This is a genomic window from Aliiglaciecola aliphaticivorans, from assembly GCF_054782055.1.
In genome coordinates, this window is record NZ_BAAGTF010000024.1 from 44,224 (window position 1) to 65,247 (window position 21,024).

The 21,024-nt window shown below is 42.7% G+C and carries 18 protein-coding genes and 1 tRNA gene; 1 reads left to right on the forward strand and 18 read right to left on the reverse strand.

What is annotated here, in order from left to right; genetic code table 11:
• The 5 genes from ACYVIL_RS13475 to ACYVIL_RS13495 form a co-directional block, all read right to left on the reverse strand.
• Nucleotides 1-516 carry a potassium channel family protein gene (locus tag ACYVIL_RS13475; protein ID WP_460312783.1) on the reverse strand — a complete coding sequence of 172 codons (516 nt, stop codon included), beginning with the start codon at nucleotides 514-516 and terminating at the stop codon, nucleotides 1-3.
• A gap of 108 nt (nucleotides 517-624) precedes the next feature.
• Entirely contained in the window at nucleotides 625-2,133 is a 1,509-nt protein-coding gene (locus tag ACYVIL_RS13480) for a phospholipase D-like domain-containing protein (protein WP_460312784.1), read from the reverse strand.
• 13 nt (nucleotides 2,134-2,146) lie between these two features.
• Nucleotides 2,147-5,227 carry an efflux RND transporter permease subunit gene (locus ACYVIL_RS13485; RefSeq protein WP_460312785.1) on the reverse strand — a complete coding sequence of 1,027 codons (3,081 nt, stop codon included), beginning with the start codon at nucleotides 5,225-5,227 and terminating at the stop codon, nucleotides 2,147-2,149.
• The gene (locus ACYVIL_RS13490) at nucleotides 5,227-6,345 is read right to left on the reverse strand and encodes an efflux RND transporter periplasmic adaptor subunit (protein ID WP_460312786.1); all 1,119 of its coding nucleotides are present in this window, start codon (nucleotides 6,343-6,345) and stop codon (nucleotides 5,227-5,229) included. The genes ACYVIL_RS13485 and ACYVIL_RS13490 overlap by 1 nt, the downstream gene beginning before the upstream one ends.
• Before the next feature lie 67 nt (nucleotides 6,346-6,412).
• Nucleotides 6,413-6,865: a GbsR/MarR family transcriptional regulator gene (locus ACYVIL_RS13495; protein WP_126784208.1), complete on the reverse strand. Its 453-nt coding sequence runs from the start codon at nucleotides 6,863-6,865 to the stop codon at nucleotides 6,413-6,415.
• Between the two features lie 101 nt (nucleotides 6,866-6,966).
• On the opposite strand from ACYVIL_RS13495, the gene ACYVIL_RS13500 reads away from it, so the two are divergent.
• The gene (locus ACYVIL_RS13500) at nucleotides 6,967-8,001 is read left to right on the forward strand and encodes a phospholipase A (RefSeq protein WP_460312787.1); all 1,035 of its coding nucleotides are present in this window, start codon (nucleotides 6,967-6,969) and stop codon (nucleotides 7,999-8,001) included.
• A 94-nt stretch (nucleotides 8,002-8,095) separates the two neighbouring features.
• On the opposite strand, the gene ACYVIL_RS13505 is transcribed toward ACYVIL_RS13500, so the two are convergent.
• From ACYVIL_RS13505 to ACYVIL_RS13565, 13 genes are all read right to left on the reverse strand, one after another.
• On the reverse strand, nucleotides 8,096-8,230 hold the full coding sequence (locus tag ACYVIL_RS13505; protein ID WP_460312788.1) for a hypothetical protein: 135 nt from the start codon (nucleotides 8,228-8,230) through the stop codon (nucleotides 8,096-8,098).
• A gap of 249 nt (nucleotides 8,231-8,479) precedes the next feature.
• Nucleotides 8,480-8,556: transfer RNA gene (locus tag ACYVIL_RS13510), tRNA-Arg, on the reverse strand.
• 260 nt (nucleotides 8,557-8,816) lie between these two features.
• Complete coding sequence (locus tag ACYVIL_RS13515) at nucleotides 8,817-9,401, reverse strand: TetR/AcrR family transcriptional regulator (protein ID WP_460312789.1); 585 nt, start codon at nucleotides 9,399-9,401, stop codon at nucleotides 8,817-8,819.
• 228 nt (nucleotides 9,402-9,629) lie between these two features.
• Nucleotides 9,630-10,802 carry a heme biosynthesis HemY N-terminal domain-containing protein gene (locus tag ACYVIL_RS13520; protein ID WP_303473231.1) on the reverse strand — a complete coding sequence of 391 codons (1,173 nt, stop codon included), beginning with the start codon at nucleotides 10,800-10,802 and terminating at the stop codon, nucleotides 9,630-9,632.
• A complete protein-coding gene (locus ACYVIL_RS13525) occupies nucleotides 10,799-12,028 on the reverse strand; it encodes a uroporphyrinogen-III C-methyltransferase (RefSeq protein WP_460312790.1) in 1,230 nt (409 codons plus the stop codon). Before ACYVIL_RS13525 ends, ACYVIL_RS13520 begins: the two co-directional genes overlap by 4 nt.
• A 1-nt stretch (nucleotide 12,029) precedes the next feature.
• Nucleotides 12,030-12,764 carry a uroporphyrinogen-III synthase gene (locus ACYVIL_RS13530; protein ID WP_460312791.1) on the reverse strand — a complete coding sequence of 245 codons (735 nt, stop codon included), beginning with the start codon at nucleotides 12,762-12,764 and terminating at the stop codon, nucleotides 12,030-12,032.
• 5 nt (nucleotides 12,765-12,769) lie between these two features.
• A complete protein-coding gene (hemC, locus tag ACYVIL_RS13535; RefSeq protein WP_460312792.1) occupies nucleotides 12,770-13,696 on the reverse strand; it encodes a hydroxymethylbilane synthase in 927 nt (308 codons plus the stop codon).
• Nucleotides 13,697-13,813: 117 nt separating this feature from the next.
• Nucleotides 13,814-14,260, reverse strand: coding sequence for a YHS domain-containing (seleno)protein (locus tag ACYVIL_RS13540; protein WP_460312793.1), 447 nt, complete (start codon nucleotides 14,258-14,260; stop codon nucleotides 13,814-13,816).
• 181 nt (nucleotides 14,261-14,441) lie between these two features.
• Nucleotides 14,442-15,308, reverse strand: coding sequence for a hypothetical protein (locus ACYVIL_RS13545; RefSeq protein WP_460312794.1), 867 nt, complete (start codon nucleotides 15,306-15,308; stop codon nucleotides 14,442-14,444).
• Between the two features lie 14 nt (nucleotides 15,309-15,322).
• Complete coding sequence (locus ACYVIL_RS13550; RefSeq protein ID WP_460312795.1) at nucleotides 15,323-16,804, reverse strand: SLC13 family permease; 1,482 nt, start codon at nucleotides 16,802-16,804, stop codon at nucleotides 15,323-15,325.
• Nucleotides 16,805-16,864: 60 nt separating this feature from the next.
• The gene (locus ACYVIL_RS13555) at nucleotides 16,865-19,861 is read right to left on the reverse strand and encodes a TonB-dependent receptor domain-containing protein (protein WP_460312796.1); all 2,997 of its coding nucleotides are present in this window, start codon (nucleotides 19,859-19,861) and stop codon (nucleotides 16,865-16,867) included.
• A gap of 186 nt (nucleotides 19,862-20,047) precedes the next feature.
• Complete coding sequence (locus tag ACYVIL_RS13560) at nucleotides 20,048-20,419, reverse strand: FecR/PupR family sigma factor regulator (protein WP_460312797.1); 372 nt, start codon at nucleotides 20,417-20,419, stop codon at nucleotides 20,048-20,050.
• Nucleotides 20,416-21,009 (reverse strand): RNA polymerase sigma factor, encoded by a 594-nt coding sequence (locus ACYVIL_RS13565; protein WP_460312798.1) that lies wholly within the window; start codon nucleotides 21,007-21,009, stop codon nucleotides 20,416-20,418. Before ACYVIL_RS13565 ends, ACYVIL_RS13560 begins: the two co-directional genes overlap by 4 nt.
• Nucleotides 21,010-21,024 lie beyond the last annotated feature (15 nt).

A 21,024-nucleotide genomic window follows, 5' to 3' on the forward strand; every position in this document is an offset into this window, starting at 1 on the left:
CTATGGTTTTGAACCGTTAGTGTTTTTTTGCAAACTGTGCTTTTGAGACTTTAGTTGTAATGAGAATAGCATTGCCGCTATAAGCATTGGTATAAAGAAAGTTCCTAATAACGCCTGGAAAGCGGCCAATAAGCGCAAGCTTTCAGTGGGTTGAAAGTCTCCATAACCTAAAGTGGTCCATGTCACTACTGAAAAGTACAGGGCGTCAACAGGACTAAAAGAGATTTCCTGACCGTATAGAATCCCAGCTCTTTGATAAAGAGTGGCAAACGCAAAAATAGTTACATAGATGGCTAAAAACATCTTGCTAAGTTGGAGCCCAACCTTGTACTCGCGATATTTTTTGAAGATATTCCAAAGTGAAGTGATGAATACTGTAGAGATAAAAAAAATAGTGACCGACATATTTATTTCTGCATCAGAGGCGAATAGTAATGCGGTATAAGTAATGGGAACAAAAACAAAAATAATAACCATCCACGCTATACCTAGATACTTTAGTATTCTATTTAGCATTTTTATGACCTATAGCATTCCAACAAAAAAACCGACTAATATGACCATGGTTCGTACATAAAGTGATTAAGAAAAAATAGCGCTTCACCGAGTAAGCCAACTCATTTTTCAAAGCAACCAATCAATGGGTAACAACGAAAAAAATCCGGCCGAAAACCTTTGAAACCAGGTTGTTCCTGGCTCTGTATCGTATCGGCGATGATGGCTGCCGTTTTGCTCAACCCAGTATAGCGAACCGGATGGAGCTAAGAGCACTTCATAGGCGCTGTAAGGGACTTCTTCGATAAAGACATCTACCATCGTTGATGCTATTTCGGGGCTTTCAATAACAAAGCCAAGCTCAGTATTGAGTCTTGCTGAGCGAGGGTCAAAGTTAAATGAGCCAACAAAAACACGTTGTCCGTCAACGGCAAACGTTTTTGCATGAAGGCTGCTTGCCGAACTGGAGAAACTTGTTTCGACAGATTCATAGATAGTGGTATCGGTGGCAACAGTCCCTGGGCGCATCTCAAATAAGCGTATATCAGCTTCTAAGAGCCGTTTCCTCCACTTTGCGTATCCCGAGTGCACAACGGCAACATCGGTAGCGGCAAAGGAATTTGTTAACACACTAATACTCACCCCGTTTTCCGCAATGCTCTCTAGCGCTTTTACTCCCGACAGGGTTGGTACGAAATAGGGAGAAACCAGTAATAATTGCTTTTTAGGTTGACCAATTATCTTTCGGAGTGCGTGAACAATGAGTTGATCCGGCTCCGCTTTACCTAAGGCTTTAAGCGGGCTATCACTCACTATTTGAGTTTCAGCCCAAATAATTGAATCGTTATCCAATAACTCACTGAGATCGGATGGTTGATCAATATTAGTTTGATGAATAAATAAAGGGGAGTCTGATGGCGTCGTTGATTGAGAAATAAGTTCATAGGGGTAAGCTGAGTTACTGTTCCAAAAAGCGTCAAAATCGCTGGATACTTTCGCAACTACATCTCCTATCGCAAGAACATCCAGATCAGCAAAAAGAATACCATCAGAGCGGTAAAAATAGTCATCACCGATGTTTCTTCCCCCGACTATCGTAGCTTGATTGTCCACGGTAAGAGACTTGTTGTGCATGCGTCTGTTTGCTCGTGGGAAGTCGGTTATAAACCCCAGTACTCGAGAGCTTCTGGGGAGAAAGGGGTTAAATAATCGCACTTCTATACTAGGATGACCATTTAGTCTTTGTAAGGGCTCGTCGATATCCCGGGAGTGAAGATCGTCCAATAACAACCTAACCTTTACACCACGATTAGCAGCTCGGAAAATGGCTTTAGTTAAACGTTGCCCAGACTTATCGTCACGCCAGATATAATATTGAATGTCCAGTGCAACTTGTGCATTGTTGATTAATATCAGCCTGGCATCTAAGGACGGCTCTGCTTCGGCTAAAGGTATTATACCGGTACTTTGGGGGGAGTTTCGAAGTACCGGAGATAAGAACTGACCAAGCCGAGTGCTTTGAGTTTTTGAAACTGGCACAGAGTAGCTTGGCGTTCGCTGTTCTAAGTCGGGCAGACTGCTGCAGGCGATACAGCTAGAACAAATAATGACCGTTAACACGATATGGTGTAAGCGCATAGTGAAGCCAAGTTTAATTGGCTTTCTCCCTTCTTTGGCCGTCCCAGGCAAGCATTGCCGGAGTTAATAGAAGCGTAATAAACGTCGCAACTAGCAGTCCGCCAACCAGTGCGGTAGATAACTGGATCCAGTATTGTCCCGAAGGTGCTCCCATAAAAATATCACGCTCAAAAAAGTCGACAGTTAAACCCAAGACCATGGGTAACAATCCAACTATCGTTGTCGTTGCGGTGAGAAGCACAGGGTTTAAACGTTGCATTGCTGCTTTCACTGCTGCGTCCATCGGTGATAATCCATCTGAGCGGTACTCGTTATATGCGTCGATTAGAACGATGTTATTATTCACCACAATACCCGCGAGTGCCATAATGCCAATACCACTCATGACCACGGAAAAAGGCTCTTGTCGAACCAGCAGCGCAAGCAGTACGCCAGCTAGAGAAAAGACAATGGCGGATAGCACTAAAGCCCCCTGAAAAAAGCTATTCAACTGTAATAGTAAAACGAAGAGCATTAAGAAAATGGCTAAGGCAAATGCCAATAGTAAAAAGCTCATGGCTTCATTTTGGTCGTCAAGCTCTCCGGTAAAATCAAATTCCACACCTTTGGCAAAATCACTCTGCTTGATTTTTTGTCGCAACGTTTCCGTTGCTTCGACGACGGTAACCCCGGGAACAAGGCCTGATTCTACAGTTTGTACATTGCGCGAATTCACACGAGTTATAATTGTTGGACTTAAACTCGGCGATAACTGGACAAAGTTCTCTATCGGCATCAGACCCCGGCTCGCGGGGATGCGCAAATTGGCTAGGTCGGCCATTGAGCGCTCTTCCCAGGGATAGCGTATACGAATATCAACCTGCTCTGGCGCCGATTCAGGAAGGTAAGTACCAACTAAGACACCGTCGGTCAATAGACGCGCTAAGGTACCTAAGGTCGCGACATCGACGCCATACTCGGCAGCTTTTTCGCGGTCCACATCAATTTTTATCTGTGGCTTAGGGGTCGCCATGTCACTGGATGTATCGATAAATTCATCTGATTCTTTCATCATTTTGAGCAAGTTGTCTACGGCTTCAGGCAATAAGCTCCGATCTTTCGCTGATACTTCTACAGAGACCGGACGAGAAGAGGACGGACCGCTTTGTTGTTTTTCAATCTTTAGCGCTATCCCGGGTAAGTTGTCTGTTTTAGTACGGATGTTTTGTATAATTTTTGTGGCAGAATCACGCTCCTGCCAATCCAGCAAATCGATTTGTAGTGTACCAATAATTTCAGAATCCAGGTTCGCTTTCAGCCTTTCCTCAACTGATCCGATGGTACGAGAATAAATGCGTTCAATGCCTGCGACTGGTTCAACGGTCTTATCGACGAGCTTAACCAGATTGTCGGCTTCACTTACTGATAAATTACCATCGGCTTGAACTTGTATTTGTATCCGGTCGGCTTCGATGTCAGGGAAAAAGTTTATGCCTTGCCCGAGCTTGCTGTAGAGGAAAAATGAAAGTAATAAGACAAACAGGCTGACCAGCAAAGCAAGTAACGGCTTATCCACCATATAGCTAACCAAAGACTGGAGTTTTGAACCCTTGTCTGCTGCATTTGCTGATTGTGAGGTCACTGATACTTTGCTTTTTACTGAGGAGCCAATTATCGGAACGAAAACCAGTGCCATGAGCAAAGACATGAGCAGTGTTATGATAACAGTGGCGGGCAGATAAAACATAAATTGCCCGGCCATACCTGGCCAAAAGAGCAGTGGTATAAATACGGCGAGGGTGGTCATTGTCGACGCAATAATAGGCCACGCCATGCGTTGGGAAGCTGCCAGATAAGCTTGTAATCGGTCTTGTCCTTGTCGACGATAGCGCTCTGCAAGGTCGACCACGACAATGGCACCATCCACTAACATACCAATAACTAAAATGAGTGCGAACAGGACCACGATGTTCAGTGTAATACCCAGCAATTGCAGCGTTAAAATGCCACCAAGAAATGAGCCTGGAATAGCAAGAGCAACGAGCAGGGAAGCTTTTACACCCAAAGCCACCACGACCGTTAGTATGACCAGAATAATGGCGAGTATGACATTGTTTTCAAGGTCGCCCAGAAATTGCTTAACATCGTCTGCCTGGTTTTGCATATAAGCGACATTAACGGTTGTAGGCCATTCAGTGCGCTGCTGCTCGACCATTTGGGTTACACGATCGACAACGTCAATGACATTAGCGCTACTCAGTTTTTTAATATCGAGTGCTATCGACGGTTGACCATCAATGCGGGCGTAACTGACGGGATCTTTAAAAGTTCGCCTGACTTCGGCGACATCGCTGACCCGTACCACATTATTGGGCGTAGTTTTTATAGGCATCTCGAGTACATCGACAATGTTTTCAATGGTGCCGGGGATGGCGACGCTGATGCGTCCTGCCCCGGTATCCATCGCGCCTGCGGTAACTAAAAGGTTGTTATTACTAATAGCTCTCGACACTTCCGTTAAAGAAATGTTGTAAGACTGCATGGCTAAAGGTTTGATGATGATCTCTAACAGATCTTCACGATCACCTGACATATCGATTTCGAGTACGCCATTAAGTGTTTCAAGTTTATCTTCTAAATTACGTGCTAGTTGGATTAAGTCCCGTTCGGGAATATTGCCTGAGAGCGCAACCGTTAAAATGGGGAATAAAGACAGATCAACCTCTTCCACCGTGGGCTTCTCAGCATCGGACGGTAAATCTTGTTCTGCTTTTTCAGTTTCGTCCTTTACATCACGTAGTGCTTTTTCATTGTCGAAGCCTGCGGCAAACTCCAGTTGTAACATGGCAAAGCCTTCACCGGCTTGAGCGGTTAAAGTATCTAAACCGTCGATGCTTTGTAATTTTCGCTCAAGCGGCTCGACTAATAAACGTGCGCTGTCTTCCGTTGAAATGCCGGGGTAGCTTACGGTGACGGTGAATACCGGAATGTCAATTTCGGGTGCAGCTTCTTTAGGAATTGTGGCGTAGGCAATGCTGCCCATTATCAACAGTACAGCGAGTAACAGAATCGCTGCGCGATTGCGTGAGAAAGCGGCGGCAATAAAGGCTTTCATTATAACTCCTCGCCCTTGTCATAATCAGCAGGTACGGGTCTGGGGGTAACTTTTTGACCAGCGGTTAAAGAACTATGGCTAATGATGACTAACCGCGTTTGGTCATCCAGCCCGCTGACCCATAAGGCATTAACGTCTGCCCGCTCCACAGTAACGGGAGAAAAACGTGTTTCGTTATTGTCATTAATGGTTAAAACACCCATGCGCCCAGATGCATCTATTTTGATTTGGGCCGCAGAAATTTTGTGTGCTTTAACTTTGCTCGTTTCTATCGTCACTTCGGCACTCATACCGGAGGGGATAGGATCGTTTTGGTTAGGAATAGTTATTTCAACACGAAATGTCCGGGTCTGCGGGTCGGCAATAGGAGCGATAAAGCTGACCTGCCCTTGACGATCATTACCACCAATGAGTTTGACCGTTGCGGGCATATTGAGTTTGAGCCTGTGAATTTGGCTTTGCTGCACATTGATGATGGCAATTAACGGATCGTTATCGATAAGCTCTAGTACTTGATTGCCGGCTGAGACATAAGCGCCTTGCTCAATAAAGCGTTGATTGATAACGCCGCTGACCGGTGCTATCAGTTCGGTATTTTCAATATCAAATGTAATACGACGAAGCTGTGCCCGTGCTGCTTCTAGTTGTGCTTCCAACGCCTGGAGTTGAGACTGGGACGACAAATTTTGTTCGATGAGCTTTTTCGTCGCATTGAAGTCGCTTTGTGCTTTTTTTACTTGAGCTTCTGCCTGAGTGCGTTGAACTTCGCGATCATCAATGGACAGTTTTGCTATGACATCGCCTTGATCAACGTCAGTGCCACTATCGGTAATCATTTCAAGCATGCCGTCGGTACGTGCACGAATATTAAGTTGCTGATTTGGTTTGATTTCGCCGTTTAGTGTCAACTCGCGAGCCACAAGCTGGGCTTGACTATTTTTTACTGCAACTGATGGTAAATCGCTTTTAGTTGCGCTTGTCTTTTCTGTGTCGCCTCTGAAGATGAAACCACTGGCTATCCACAAAAAAACCAAGGTTACGATGGCAATAAATACGGCTGTAGAGCTACTGATTTGGCCCTGCTGCTTATGCAGTGAACCACGTGATGATGAGGTCATCGATGTTGTACCTAAATTATTTAAATGTTTTCGTCAAACGTCAACTTTTCTGACTATTGAGCATGGCTTAGCGTTCCGACTTCAATTCCAACAGCAATTTTTTCACGCTTTCATCGTAGAGCGTATTAAACCTCTCCAGCTCAGTAATTTTCTCCTGAGCTTTCGAATTCTTAATACTTGCTTTGGCTTCAGTTATTATCTTTTTCGCTTCTTTATGCTGCTTTATCTTTAATTCCAGTAGCGAATCATAAGGGTTGGTGCGCATAACAAAATAGTTTTGGCGCTTACCAGGCAGCGCTCTGCGTTCGACCAGCTGAAGCATTTCCAAAAAGCGAATATTGGTGCTGACACTTCCTTTACTTATTTCAAGTAAGCTCATGAGGTCGGCGGTATTTAGCGGGGCATCAGATATGATAAGAGCCGCAACTATTTGCCCGGCAATGCGAGAAAGACCATAGCCCTGAGTGTGCATGCCCATATCGGTAATAAACTGTAATTCTGCTTCGGTAAGCTTATTCATAGTAAAAACTTGTTAATTTGGATAATTTAAGGCTAAGCTGTTTAGCCTGTTCAGTCAAGACTGAACAGGCTAAATAAACTTTTTCAAGAGATATTAGAGTGATGATTAACCGGTTTTCAGTATTTTCAATTCTTAACCTAACGTTGTTCGCGATACCTATTTGTCATGGTGGGCAACTTAGTGAATATGAACTCTGCATTTTAGATCGAGTGAAGGGCTCCGGTTCTATCGATACTGTTGAAGCTATAAAGAAAGAGTGTCGTAAACATGTTGAAAACGACAAAAGACAGAACTTATCAAGTGTGGATGTTCCTAAAAGAGAGAACGGCGTATTAACTCAGCGTTTGAGGAAAGAGCAACAGACGGAGTTTGAACCTTATGTTATTACTCCCCATCGCAGAAATTATATTCAACCCATGCTTACTACAAATGACATCAACCACGAGCAATACGCTCAAATTGAAGGTTATGAGAGGAATCTGGAAGATTATGAAGCTAAGTTTCAACTGAGTTTAAAAGTTCCCTTAAGCAAATCTAGTCTGCTATTTGAAGAAGACAAACTATATTTTGGTTTTACTATTCAGTCATGGTGGCAGATCTACTCTGACGGTATATCCAAGCCGTTTCGGGAGACGAACTATATGCCGGAAATAATGTATGTCATAAAAACCGACTGGGAGCCTTTTAATGCTAATACCGGGGTTGTTTTTGGCGCAGAGCATTTGTCAAACGGTCGGAGCCAGTTACTGTCTCGTAGCTGGAATCGCCTGTATACACAGTTTGTGGTTGAAAAAGGGAGCTGGGTTTTTTCGCTTAAACCGTGGATTCGATTGCAAGAAGATGCAAAGGAAGAGCCAATGGCGTCACGAGGCGACGATAACCCGAATATAGAAGATTATATTGGAAATTATGAAGTTTCTGCCGGGTATAATGATGGTCAATTTGAGTATAGCTTGAGATTAAACCATGCGATTGAAACGGGGCGAGGCTCTGCCGAAGTTAATTTTTCATTTCCTTTGTGGGGCAAATTCTATGGGTACGCCAGCCTTTTCACAGGCTATGGCGAGAGTTTAATCGATTACAATCATAAGCAAACACGTTTCGGCTTGGGAATAGCTTTAAATAACGTTCTATAAAAGTCGTCTGTAGGAAAAGACATAATTTTAACTATAGGATTTTTTAGCCTCTTGAGCTTTCTGAGTGGACTAAACACTGCTCAGAAATAAAAGATCAAATGATCAATTTGGTGAGCGATTTAAACGGAAACATAATTGGCTCCAATACCTCACCATTTGTTATTAACTTCCACATTCCGGGAGTAAATTCAGAGGCAGCAATGGTTTCATTGAAAGAGACTGTAGCCATTTCAAATGGCTCCGCATGCACATCTTCAAGCTACAAGCCATCTCATGTGCTAACAGCAATGAGATTATCAGATGATGCTGTAGCTGGCTCATTACGAATTTCTTGGTCGCATATGACAACAAATTTACCGGCCGACGCAATAAGAAATAGTCTACTGAAGTTGATGTAATAAAGTGGGGCTTGGTCACAATCTGGTCACAACACCAGCTCAAGTTAGTGGGCACTATACATTCAATGAAGCGCCAAAAATGGCGCACCCGATAGGATTCGAACCTATGACCTTTGCCTCCGGAGGGCAGCGCTCTATCCAGCTGAGCTACGGGTGCGCTGGAAGCAGGCATGATCTTAATGAAAACCTAGGAATTTTCCACTGTTATTTTTAATTATCCGATGGATGCTGAATGTTTTTCATTGGATTTGTGCGATATGGTGTTTTTTTGGTCTGAATTTTTTGTAGTGAACACTTACTTACAAAGGTGGAAGGGGGATTTGTTTCGTCTTGCTTAATTCGGTTGGTAAAACAAGACGAAATTAGCCAGTGTGCGTCGTTGTCATTTCTGAAATGGGCATTTCAATTTAGAGATTCTTAACACTCAAAAGCAGTACAGAAAAATTCTAGGGTGGTATAAAGTTTGTCTTCGTCAGATTCAGATCTTACCGACAGGGCAATGCCGCCCATAAGTGTTATTAAAACATCGGCCAACTCCTCTGGATTTTCTGACCCTAATTTTTGCAAACGATTTTGTAAGCTTGTTTGCAATTCCTTTTGCAGTTTAGATATCTCATTCAGTATGGATTTGTTGCGGCAAAAAAGGTGTCCTTGCAAAATTAAACAACCGCTTCTGCGATTCTCATTTAGGAAAAATTCGAGGCTCATCTCCAGGCTATTTCTAAACATCTCGCTGGGATTTTGAGAGTCGGCTAGCATCTTCTCTAGTCGTTCCCAAAATTGGTCTTTATAAAACCCTAGCGCTGCTAAAAAAAGATCTTCTTTATTTCCATATGTGGCATAAATTGATGTGGCGGTGGCATTTAGCGTGGCACTTAATTCAGCCACTGAAACATTCTCAAAACCGTGATCTTGGAATAATGCTAACGCTTTTTTTAGGCCTTCTTTTCGGTCTAGTTTTCTTGGTCTTCCTCGTACTGTGGAATTATTTGTATCATTCACTACAAAATCCTATCCATTGATAGTTTTAATAATTGTATTAAACGCTACAAAAACCTATTTTACAAGGCTTGTAGGTGTATTTTAATTAAATTTAATTAGGCTTGTATGAAGTAAATGAATTGCAGGAAAGTAAATAATGTATTAATCACTACAATAATTGAATCAAAGAGGATTGTTAATTATTGTAGTGATCGATATATAAATATTATGAAAGAAAAACTACCAGCGTTATTCCGGGTTAAAAACAGTTTGTTTATAGAGTTCTAACGCATGAATGTTATCTTTTTGAGCTTCCTTAATTTGCGCTAACAGAAGCACGTCTCGACGTTCGTGTGCAATTTTAATTGCTTTTGAAAGAGCCTTTTCAGCAAGCATAAAGTCATCGGAATTGTACGCAAGTTGACCAAGGGTAGAGAGCAAATCTACATTAGAATCGTCTTTCTTCAGCCAACCTTCAAGTTGTTTAACTGCACCATTTGTTTGAGTGTTTTTAAGCTGCCGATACAAATTATACAGAACAGGGATGGGCCCACTTTTTTGACTGTTTACTAAAACCGTTTGCGCCTCTTCATACATTTCTTGGTCAATTAATTGCTGTGCATAAGCTGCAACCTGACCAGATTCTTTACGCACTCCTCTGGGCAAAGATTGCCACTTTTCCTTCAGTTTAATTGCGCCTTCTTTACTGGCGATTTCCGCAAACTCACCTTTTGAGGCTTTCAACAACCAATAGTCGTATTCTTCTCCAAGTGGCTTTTTCCACTTTTTAACGTGCTCTTTCAATACCGAAAACTTACCAGTTTGCTCTAACGCTCGCGCCCACAATTTAATAATATTTGGCTCACGTTGGACCTTTTCCGGTGCTTCATTTATGTATGTAAGTGCTTGCTCACCTTGATTTTCGATGACCAGATCACGGATCAGGCATAAATTCGCGGCTAAGTTCGTTTTGTCTTTTTCGGCGGCTTCAAACCATAAATCACGTGCTTCGGACTTGTTATTAAGTTGCGCTTCTACCTCTGCTAAAGCTAATAAGTTAATTCCATCAAAATCTTCATTGCGTATTTTGCTCAAGGACTTTTTAGCATCTAAATAATTACCTTCAGCTAAAAAGATTAAACCATTGGTAAACGCTTTTTGCTTGCGTCTGCTACTAAAACCGAACAACCAATCTTGCGAGCCGGCTAGGATATCTATCAGCTTTTTAATTAGAATGATGGTTAGCCAGGTGGCAAAAAATAGGGTTACAACCAAGACCACAAAACCAAAAATTGAAACTTGGTAAGTTCCACTTTCAAGGGCAATCAAAAAATACCCTTGGTAATTGATTAATCCAGGGCCTGCATACAAGCCGACAATAATCAGCCCAATAATAATTAACAGCAGTAAGATTTTTTTCATAGTTCAAACTTCCCGTTTGAGAAAGCGTTGCTCATTCGGTCTTCTAAAATATCTTGCAGTGGTTTTGCCGCATCAAGTTGTTGGGGATATTTACGGGCTACTTCGGTTTCTTCCAAATTACGTAACGCATCCAACATACCCGCTACTTCGGTGGCTTCAAGATCATAGTGCTGGACTATTAGCCCAATCCCGCGTTGTAGGCTTTGTTTAAATAGGGTGTCTTGTTCTTTCATAATAGCGGTTTGTGCTTGCATTAAGGCAAACCGTAACTGCTCTTTGGCTAACCATTGTTGCTGTTGAGATAACAACGGTTCAACAGGGCCTTCATTGGCTTGGTATTTAAAATTACTTTCAATGTAGGCCCACACTCTGGCCATGCCCGTGAGTTCTTCTGGCTCAAAGCCTTTCACTTCCACTTCTGGTAGAGACAAAGGTAGGTTATTAACCTGTTGCACCATGCCTGATAACGACAGTGCGATAGAAGTCAAAGAAACCTGATTGATTTGTTGAAGATTTTGAATATCGCTGGCAATGAATTGTCTGACGGGCAATAAAGAAGGATCTGCTAAATCTTGTAGCCGACTATCCGCTGCTTGCAACATAGCTACTGCAGTACGCACGTCGTTTTCTAACCATAGTTTACGACCGGCCATACGGACTAAATAATCCGCTTCTGCCAATAACCAGTCTGCAGGACGACGTCCAGACACTTCGGCTAGGTTTTTACTATTGGACTGTGCTTGGGTTAAGGCCTGGTTGACCAAATCGTTCTGTTTTTGAATAGATTCAGAGAGTGTTCTTTGTTGTTCAAGTAATTGTCGACTCAGTTGATCAATACTGCGACCTTGTTCGGAAATGCTTTCACTTTGTGTTGTTAAGGCTGCGTTTTCGGTATTGAGGGTGTTATTCCACTGTTGCCAAAACCAATACCCAGCGGCAGCTAACGCTACTAAACAAAGTAAATTGATTAGTGTAATAAACCATAAAAATCCTGTTTTGGCTTTACCTTTAGAGGCTTGTTCCTTTTTGGGGGCGGATTTAGGTTTGGGCGTATATGGCGGCTTTTCAGTTTTTTGTTCTGAGTTGCTCTGGCTTTTTACGTCAGGCTTTTTGTCTGATTTGGCTTTGGCCTTTGCGGGGGCTTTATCTTCGACATAGGATGCGTTCTCGATTTCCAAGGCTTTCATTTCCTCTTCGAGTGCGGTGATTTTGTCTTTTTCCGTCATTCTAGCGCTCCAAAAATTGATTGATTGCGTCTTTGAGTTGCTCATCTCTTGCACCAGCACTCAGATATACCTGCTGTATACCAAGTTTAGCTGCATAATCGGCAAGACGCTGACTAACCATTATCCAAGGTGTAGATTTTAACCACGTTCGGTCAAACTTGTCCCATGCTGCCTGGATAATTTCGCCACTTGTGGCCACAATACATTGAATCTCTTGTGGCTGCCAAGCTTCTGTTTGCGAATAATCTATACAGGGCAAACGACTATAAAGATTAATATGCTCTACTATTGCACCGCGACTTTGTAGTTCAGTGGGTAATATTTTACGCCCACCCACGCCTTTCACAAGAAATACCTTTTGATTTGATAACGCTTGCAATTGTGGCAATGACAACAAGCCTTCTGAGTTTGCCATATCAGGCACAATAACCTGTTTCGTTAACTGGGTTAAGCTCTCGCCGGTACTTGGACCCACAGCAAAAACCTGAAGTTCAGAGGGCCACTTTTGGACCCCATTAATTACGATCTCAGCCGCGTGTGTGCTAACGAATATACACTTAGTGTGAGCAATTTGCTCGTCATCTAAAGCTAAAATTGACTGTGCAAATTGCTGTAAATTGTGGTGGTTGATGTCGATTTCAATCAGCCCTAAACCTATGGTTTTAATGCCATGGCGTTGTAAATACTCAGTACTTTTTTGGAACTTCTCTTTTGGTCGCAGCAATAAAACAGACATCGATATTACACGTATGCTTCAGCTAAATAGTCTTGCGCGCCTTGTTCTAACAATTTTTCAGCAACAGCGTTGCCCAGTTGTTCAGGCTCCGAAATATCGCCGTACTGATCTGCCATAATTATTTGTTTGCCGGAAATAGAGCCGACCAACCCACGCAAGTGTAGTTGATTGTCGACGATTTCGCAGAAACTGCCAATGGGTACCTGACAGCCACCTTGTAGCTTAGCGTTCAAAGCGCGTTCAGCTACAACACGGGTTGCAGTATCAGGATCATTTAAGGGTTGTAATAGTGCGACTAATTCTGCGTCTTCAGTACGGCATTCAATCCCAACGGCTCCTTGACCCACAGCCGGTAACGAGACCCTGCTGCTAATTTCTTGTCGTATGCGGTCAGCCATGCCTAAACGAATTAAACCAGCAGAGGCTAAAATAATTGCGTCGTATTGACCATCATCAAGCTTCGCTAAACGAGTATTTACGTTGCCACGGAGATCTTTTACTTGAATATCTGGGCGATAAGCTTTGATTTGTACTTGTCGACGTAAACTTGAAGTGCCCACAACGGCGCCTTTTGGTAGGGAAACAATGTCTTCGTATTTATTGGATACAAAGGCATCTAATGGATTTTCCCGTTGGCAAATGGCGTGTAACCCAAAGCCTTCGGGAAACTCCACTGGGACATCTTTCATGGAATGTACTGCAATATCGGCTTCGCCTTTTTGCATTGCCACTTCCAATTCCTTGATGAATAGTCCTTTTCCGCCTACTTTGGCCAGTGGTGTATCGAGAATCACATCGCCTTTGGTTGTCATTGGCACCAATTCAATTGCAATGTGAGGGTGCGCCTTTTCTAATTCAGCTTTCACAAATTCAGCCTGCCAAAGAGCAAGGGCGCTTTTACGGGTAGCAATTTTTATTACTGAGCGAGTCATAAACAATCCGGTTAACCTTTTCATTCCATTTTAAGGTTTTGTGGTCCGGATTGGTACAGCAGAGTTGTAAAAAACCTGATAACCAGGATGATCTACATCAATAGCAACGAAAAAAGTCTAAAACTCCACCACTAACGGGTATTGTTCGTCGGCTTTTCGGATATATTCATCTCTGTTTTGCAGCCATTTCTCCATCACGCTGATGCTGTAATTCAAATACAGTTTTTCCCCTACAATGGTAAAAGCATTCTCATCTATACCTACTAAGTTGCCATCCGCCATTGCGTAAGCACAATATCCACCGTACTGTGGCGCATATTTCTCAGGGTTCGCGACAAACATCGCTTTATGTTCTTCAGTGGAAAAGTGCCATTGGGCTCCTCGCCAATCGTAGGTAATTTGTTTGTTACCTTTTACCGGTTTGTTTTGAGTGAAGTACGCGACAGTATCGTAACCATAAATAGCGTGGTTATTGAAAAAGCCTGTCTCGATGGGATCTGATGCTTTGGCAGTGGTTATAAATAGGCTAGTTATGGCAAATATAAGTACTTTTAAATAATTCATGTTAGATCCGTTTGGAAAGTTCGTTAAGGTTATTTACAGAACCGGTGAAACGGACCAAAAATTTCATCACAAATTTATCACGGAATGACAAGAGCGTATGATGGTATACTGAAGTTAATACTTACTTACTCGCATCGGAGTATTTTGAATGAAATAGGATTTTTTAATTACCCTATTTTAACTATTTCAGATTGAAAAACTCTTTTGTTACTTGCCAACTTAATTTTTGCAAATCAGTTGCATCTTGGGCAGAGAGCGAACCATGAAAAATTAACCCTTCGGGAGATTTAGCATACAGGCTAGCATAAAAAACACAGGCCGATAAGTAAGTGCCCGCTTCGCTTGGGTGCTTCCAATCGTTGCGGTACTTTAGAGATGCATCTGGTTGACCAAGATTATTCACCGCCAATACGTCGGGTACAAACAACTCGATATGCTTTAGGGCAACTTGTGCTTGTTCAAACGCCAATCCTACTGGTACTACAGCAACATCATAACGGTTAGCTAGCTTAATATAAGCATTTGCTAAGTCCGTACTCATTTTGGGTTGGCCCTTGTAACCCCAGGTCATGAATAAAATTGGTTTTAGGTCTTTGCGCTTTATCATTTCTATGGCTTTTTCTGTCCCTCGTTCAAATAATTCTTTCTTTTTCGAGCTTATGGGTTCGTTGCTGTGGCCTTGCAAAACGATTCCTTGCCAGTTTTGTTTTGGAGCGTTTAGGTAATAGTTGAGATCAGTCAAATGTTCATAGATATGTCCACCAGACAGGGTAGAAAGTCTCAATCTATTTTGACCGACCTGCCATTCTCCTGCAGATCGAATTAAGCTGCCCAAATGGTTATGAATACCATTATTGTAAAAACTAAAACTATTACCTATGAATAAAAGCCTAGTTGGCGATTCGAAGTTGATTATTTCTGGTTTAAACACATTTTCAAGAATTGCCAATTCCTGTGACTGGGTTTCAAGTTGTGTTTCGGCGCTAACCTGGGGTGTTAGGAGCAAAGTTGCAGCCCATAACATAAAAGAAATTGATCTATTTTTCATTGAGTTCACTTTGCTTATAGGAAAATTAGTGGCGCAAGCCAGATGGAAACCACACTTAAAAGAATTAAACCAACAACGTTGAGAATAAAGCCGGCTCTCACCATTTGTGGAATGGTAAGTACGCCAGAAGCGAATACAATGGCATTGGGAGGCGTGGCCACGGGCAGCATAAATGCGCAACTTGCCGCTAAAGTTATGGGTATACAAAGTAGTAGTGGAGAAACACCAAGCTCTAACGCAACCGCAGCTACAACCGGCAAAAAGGTGGCTGCAGTTGCAACATTACTGGTGAGTTCGGTTAAAAATATGACCAATGCGGTGGCCGCAATAACGAGGGTAAATACACCCAATGCGCCCAATGGCATCAAACTACTGCCTAACCAACTGGCAAGCCCTGAAGACGACACCGCGGCCGCTAAACTTAAACCACCACCAAAAAGGATAAGCACACCCCAAGGCAGCCTATTCACATCATGCCAAATCATGATTTGCGATTGTGTTTTGTCTCCACTTGGCAAAAGAAATAGCAATAGTGCAGCGGTCATTACGATGCCAGTATCGGTCAAAAAATCAATTTCAAACAGCACTGAGATAGGACGTCTAATAATCCATAATATCACTACGAAAACAAACACTATGGCGACGCGTTTTTCTGCACTGCTCATAGGGCCAAGTTTTTTGCGAAGGTCATTTAAATGCTCATGCACAACTGGATTTTCTGGAACATCAATTTTGAAACTCCAGCGTGTTAACGACCACCAGGCGAGGGGGAGCATAATAAGCATAACGGGTACACCAAGGGCCATCCAACTAGCAAAGGTGAGTTTAATATCGTAGTTTTCACTCAAAAATGCAGCTAACAAAGCGTTTGGTGGCGTTCCTACTAAAGTGGCAAGGCCGCCAATGGTCGCCGCATAGGCCAATCCCAACAACATGGCAATTTGAAAAGATTTGGTTTGTTGTTTACTCAGGTGGGGATTGTGCTCTGCAATAACATGGGTAACTGATAGCGCAATCGGCATTAACATCATAGTGGTTGACGTATTTGTCATCCACATTGATAGCAAAGCCGCAACAATCATGAATCCGCCAATCAGGTGGCTGCCATCAGTACCAGTATAAGACAAAATCACCAGGGCAATACGTTTGTGTAAATCCCAGCGCTCTACGGCAAGGGCTAAAATAAACGCTCCCATAAAGAGGTAAATGATAGGATTTGCGTAATCTGACGTGGCTTCCGCCAATGTGGTTATTCCTAAAAATGGAAATGTCACTATTGGTAAAAAAGCGGTTACTGGCACAGGAACTGCCTCGGTAGCCCACCAAATTGCCATCCAAATTCCTACGGCCGCAACACGCCAAGCTGCTGGGTCCATAACGGATTGATTTGCTCCTAAAAGCATCATCAAAGCGAATAATGCCGGTCCAGCTAAAAGACCAATATTTTGATAGCGGCCACGTTGCTGATCGGTTATATCCGGTAAGCTATTACTCATATTACTGCCTTAACATCGAGAAGGTTGAAGTGGGCAAGAAGCCCACTTGAAGGACGAATTTTATAGTTTTGTTCTAAAGTCTACGTAAAAACTGCGTCCATAGTCGCTGTGGGCATCGGAAAAGAATCCAAAGTATCTGTCCGCCAGCGGTGCTCTTTCATCAGTTAAATTACGCACACCAAGGCGAAGCCGTGTTTCCGTTTCTTTGTAAGCAAAGGTATAGTCGAAGGTGGCATTAAACGTGGTCATGGCTGGGATTTTATAACGCGTCCCATCATCCAAGGTTAACGAACTTTGATAGAAACTACCTATTCGATTCCCGCTTAAAGAGGCACCGAAATCACCTTCACGCCATGATAAACGCATCGAATGACGTTGTTCTTGATTACCGTCCTGGCCAATTAAGTCCGCAAACCCAGCGACAGGATAACTCGCTGGAATCAACCCACTTTCTTGAGCTTGCACTAAACGCGCAGCATCGCCGCCAGCGTTTTGTTCAAACTCTTCAATGAATGAGCCGTTGTAGCTAAACTTGAATTTACCAACCTCGGTATTAAGATTGTAATAAAAACCCACATCAAATCCAGATAAATTACGCTTATCTAAATTTGCATATTGATCATCTATAAATTGAATGTTTCCTGCCGGGCAGATCCCAGCGGCTTGATACACTGGAATTTGGTTTTCATCGGCATCTACACGTGACACTGCCGAGTTGAAATGTGAAGAGTTACAATTTGCGTCGCCATTTTCAAGGCGCAATAGTAAATCTAACAAAGTGTGGTTTTCTTCACCATACAAACCAATGGTATTTTCTTTTTCAATGGACCAATAATCAAGGGTAAAAGTTATATCGTCGTTGGGGGTTAATACAATACCTACAGAAGTGTTAGTAGACTCTTCGGGTACTAGATTGTTGCTGCCTTGGGCGATCCTTTGAACCGAATTAGTACAATCGAGGATATCCTGATCCGGATCACCGCCGTTTTCAGCAGCGTACAAACAGGCGTAATCAGTGCGGGTGTTATTTCTTGCCACAATACTTTCGTTGATGGTAATTAAATTTGGAGCGCGATAGGCTTCTGACCAAGAGCCCCTTACTAGCAACTCATCAATGGGGCGCCAAGCGAGTGCCACTTTCCCCACGGTCGTGTTACCCACATCAGAAAAGTCTTCGTAACGTAATGCCACCTGGGCGTTTAAGCTCTCAAAAATAGGAATTTGCAGTTCACCAAACAAAGACGCTACGTCTCGCTCCCCTGAACTGTCAGGAGTAGGGCTAGAATTCACTACATCTGAAACATATGGGTAGGTATCACCTTCATAATCTGTAAATGTGATAGTGCCGTCTAGTCGATCATCTCTATCATCAACAAATGTTTCCTCGCGATACTCAATACCCACCACGAATCCCACAGGCCCAGCGGGTAGAGTGAATATTTCGGGATGTGAAAATTTAGCATCAAAGGTGGTAAGTTCAGTTTCACTTATTCTAACCACATCAATTAACGCCCGTTCGATATTAGAATTAAGACCGCCGCTAAACGGATTGTAAGCCGCTTCAGTGGGGTCAAATAGTGCTTCAGAAATTAAACTATTGGATACGCGATTGTGGGTAACATCATCTTTTTGTGCTTTCGAATAAGATACTGCAGTTTCCCAATCCCAATCTCCCATCACACCTCTAAATCCTTGCAATAAGCGGAACGTTTTTCCGTCGTTGTCAACAATTCTAGGCAATTCGGCAAACCTGTAATTATCTATAGTGAGCTCAAGGCCAGTACAAGGTACGTCGGGAATGAGCTCGTCAGGAAGTCGATTTGGTGATCCGCAAGGGCCAAAGGGGTTGTAATAGTTTTCGGCACCCACGCGCAATTTAGAGGTAGTAAATGAAGCCGTCGCATGGCGGCGTAAATTGGTTTCCGACTTGTAATAAGACAGTTCAGTAAACCCCTCAACACCATTATTGAATTCATGATTAATAAACGCGAAAACGTTAAAGCGCTTTAAGTCAGAACTAATATCTCGATCAGCATTCAGGTTTAAACGGTAGGTGCCTTGTCCGTCTTGGCCTCCACAAGTGGTGGCGTTAATTACATACTGGCAGCGCTCATCACCAATGGGGTAGGTTTCAAATTCTCCACTACTGTCGGTAAACATATCCGTTAGACCTGCAGCAGACGCACTGCTAACCACATCGTATTGGCCAAATAGTGAGTTTGCCGAGTCATTTCGAAAAGCTGTATCTCCTTCCCATAAAGACCCTTCTGGAATGCGCGAACGAAAGTCAGCATCTGCCCAGCGTGGATCATCTTGAGAATTTACCCTGTCTCTTTGGTAATAATTTACAAAAGCGCTGACATTGGTTCTGCCATTATTAAAATCTTTACCCCATTCCATAGTTAATGTTTGGGTGTCACGGGGAATGTTTTCGTATTCGGCCCAGCGACCAGAGATAGTAAACCCAACAAAATCAGATTTTAAAACATGATTTACCACTCCGGCAACGGCGTCCGCACCATAAATTGCTGAAGCGCCATCGCGCAGCACTTCAACTCGATCTAGGCCAATTACGGGTATGGTATTAACATTCACAGAATTAACGGGAACGAAACTGCCGCCGACTTCTTCGGTTTGATACGAGGCGGAATTAACTAAACGTCTGCCATTTAACAATACCAGCGTATTTCCAGTTCCTAAATTACGTAAATTGTACGTACCTATATCTCCCCGTGCTGCGTTAACACCTCCTCCAATGTTTTCCGCTTCATTAAAAAAGTTCTGACCATTTTCCGGAATAACTTGCAATAAATCATCAATTGAATCGATACCTAGGGAGCCTATAGCATCAGCGTCTAATACCGAAATGGCTAAAGCTTCAGCAACTTGTCCGCCCTTAATATGAGAGCCTACAACTTGAATTTTTTCGTAATCCTCTGAATTTTCAGTGTCATTTTGTTGGCCTATCGTTGGAAGAGAAATTATGGAAGCAATGGTGAAAGACAGCAAACTGGGCTTAAAAAACCGGTTTTTAGTGTGTTTTGTGCTCTGTTTCATATGTGTACCTGTTAAGTGTGACTATTATTATTTTGTCATTTCGATCCAATTGGACACGTGATTTTGTATTTGCAATACACGGTTTTCTTTTGGATTCTTAACTAGTAAACGCAGCAAAACACAAAACCCCCTATAAAATATTACAAAAAATTAACAGAGATTAAATATATGTTGGAAGGTTGGGGGTTAGACGAAATGTTGAATAATAGGCATTGTTAAACCGAAGCAAATGAGACCAATGGTTAATGTATAAGCCCATCCAGGGCCTGCAGAGTGAACAACAGGTTCGGGGGCAACTTCGTTTGTTTCTGAAGGGAAGGGGATAACGACAGACTTTTCAATATATTCATGCAGGCTATTTAAACAGGCCGTTTTGGCCCACAGTTCAGATAATTCCAAATAAGCATGCTGATTCGCAGGCTCACTTTGTAACCAGTCATGAAAGGCAATTTGTTGGCTATCGTCTAATTCATTGCTGTCTAAAGACGCAATCCAGTTCGCCGCTTCAAGTAGCGTCGCTTCTGAGACTTCGTAACCTGTCCATTGTTCTATACTCAACGTTCATTAACCTTAAACTGTGAATATGTCTCTGAATTCAACTCTGCCACATATTTGCGGCATAGCATTAACCCTTTGGTTAAGTGATTTTCAACAGTTTTATTTGTGATGCTCAGCATTTTACCAATTTCCCCATGACTTTTTCCATGTAACTTTCGTTGCACAAAAACTTGACGACAAATTGGCGGTAGTTTATTGATTGCTTGTAATAAAATGTCTTTGTCATGTTGATCAATTAACGACGTTTCTGAGGTTAACGACTGAGCTTCGTCGCTTTCAACCCACATCAATAATGCGTTCTGAATATGCGAACTTACCACTTTTTGATGGCGAATATTGCTAATCGCCATGTTTTTAGACATCGCGATCAACATAGGTTGCAACGCAAGAAGCTGTTGCAATGGATTTTCCTTGTTGGGGTTTTTGCTCACCAGTAAGTAGATCTTCAAATACGCTTCTTGCAGTATTTCCTCCGCTTCTGCCACATTGACCATATTCGATAATATCTTCAATAGCTGTGGTTTTGAGCGCGATATGAACTCTTCGAGCGCGAGTTCAAACCCACCAGTGTTAGCACCTTTTAACGTCAAAACTTACTTTGCCTG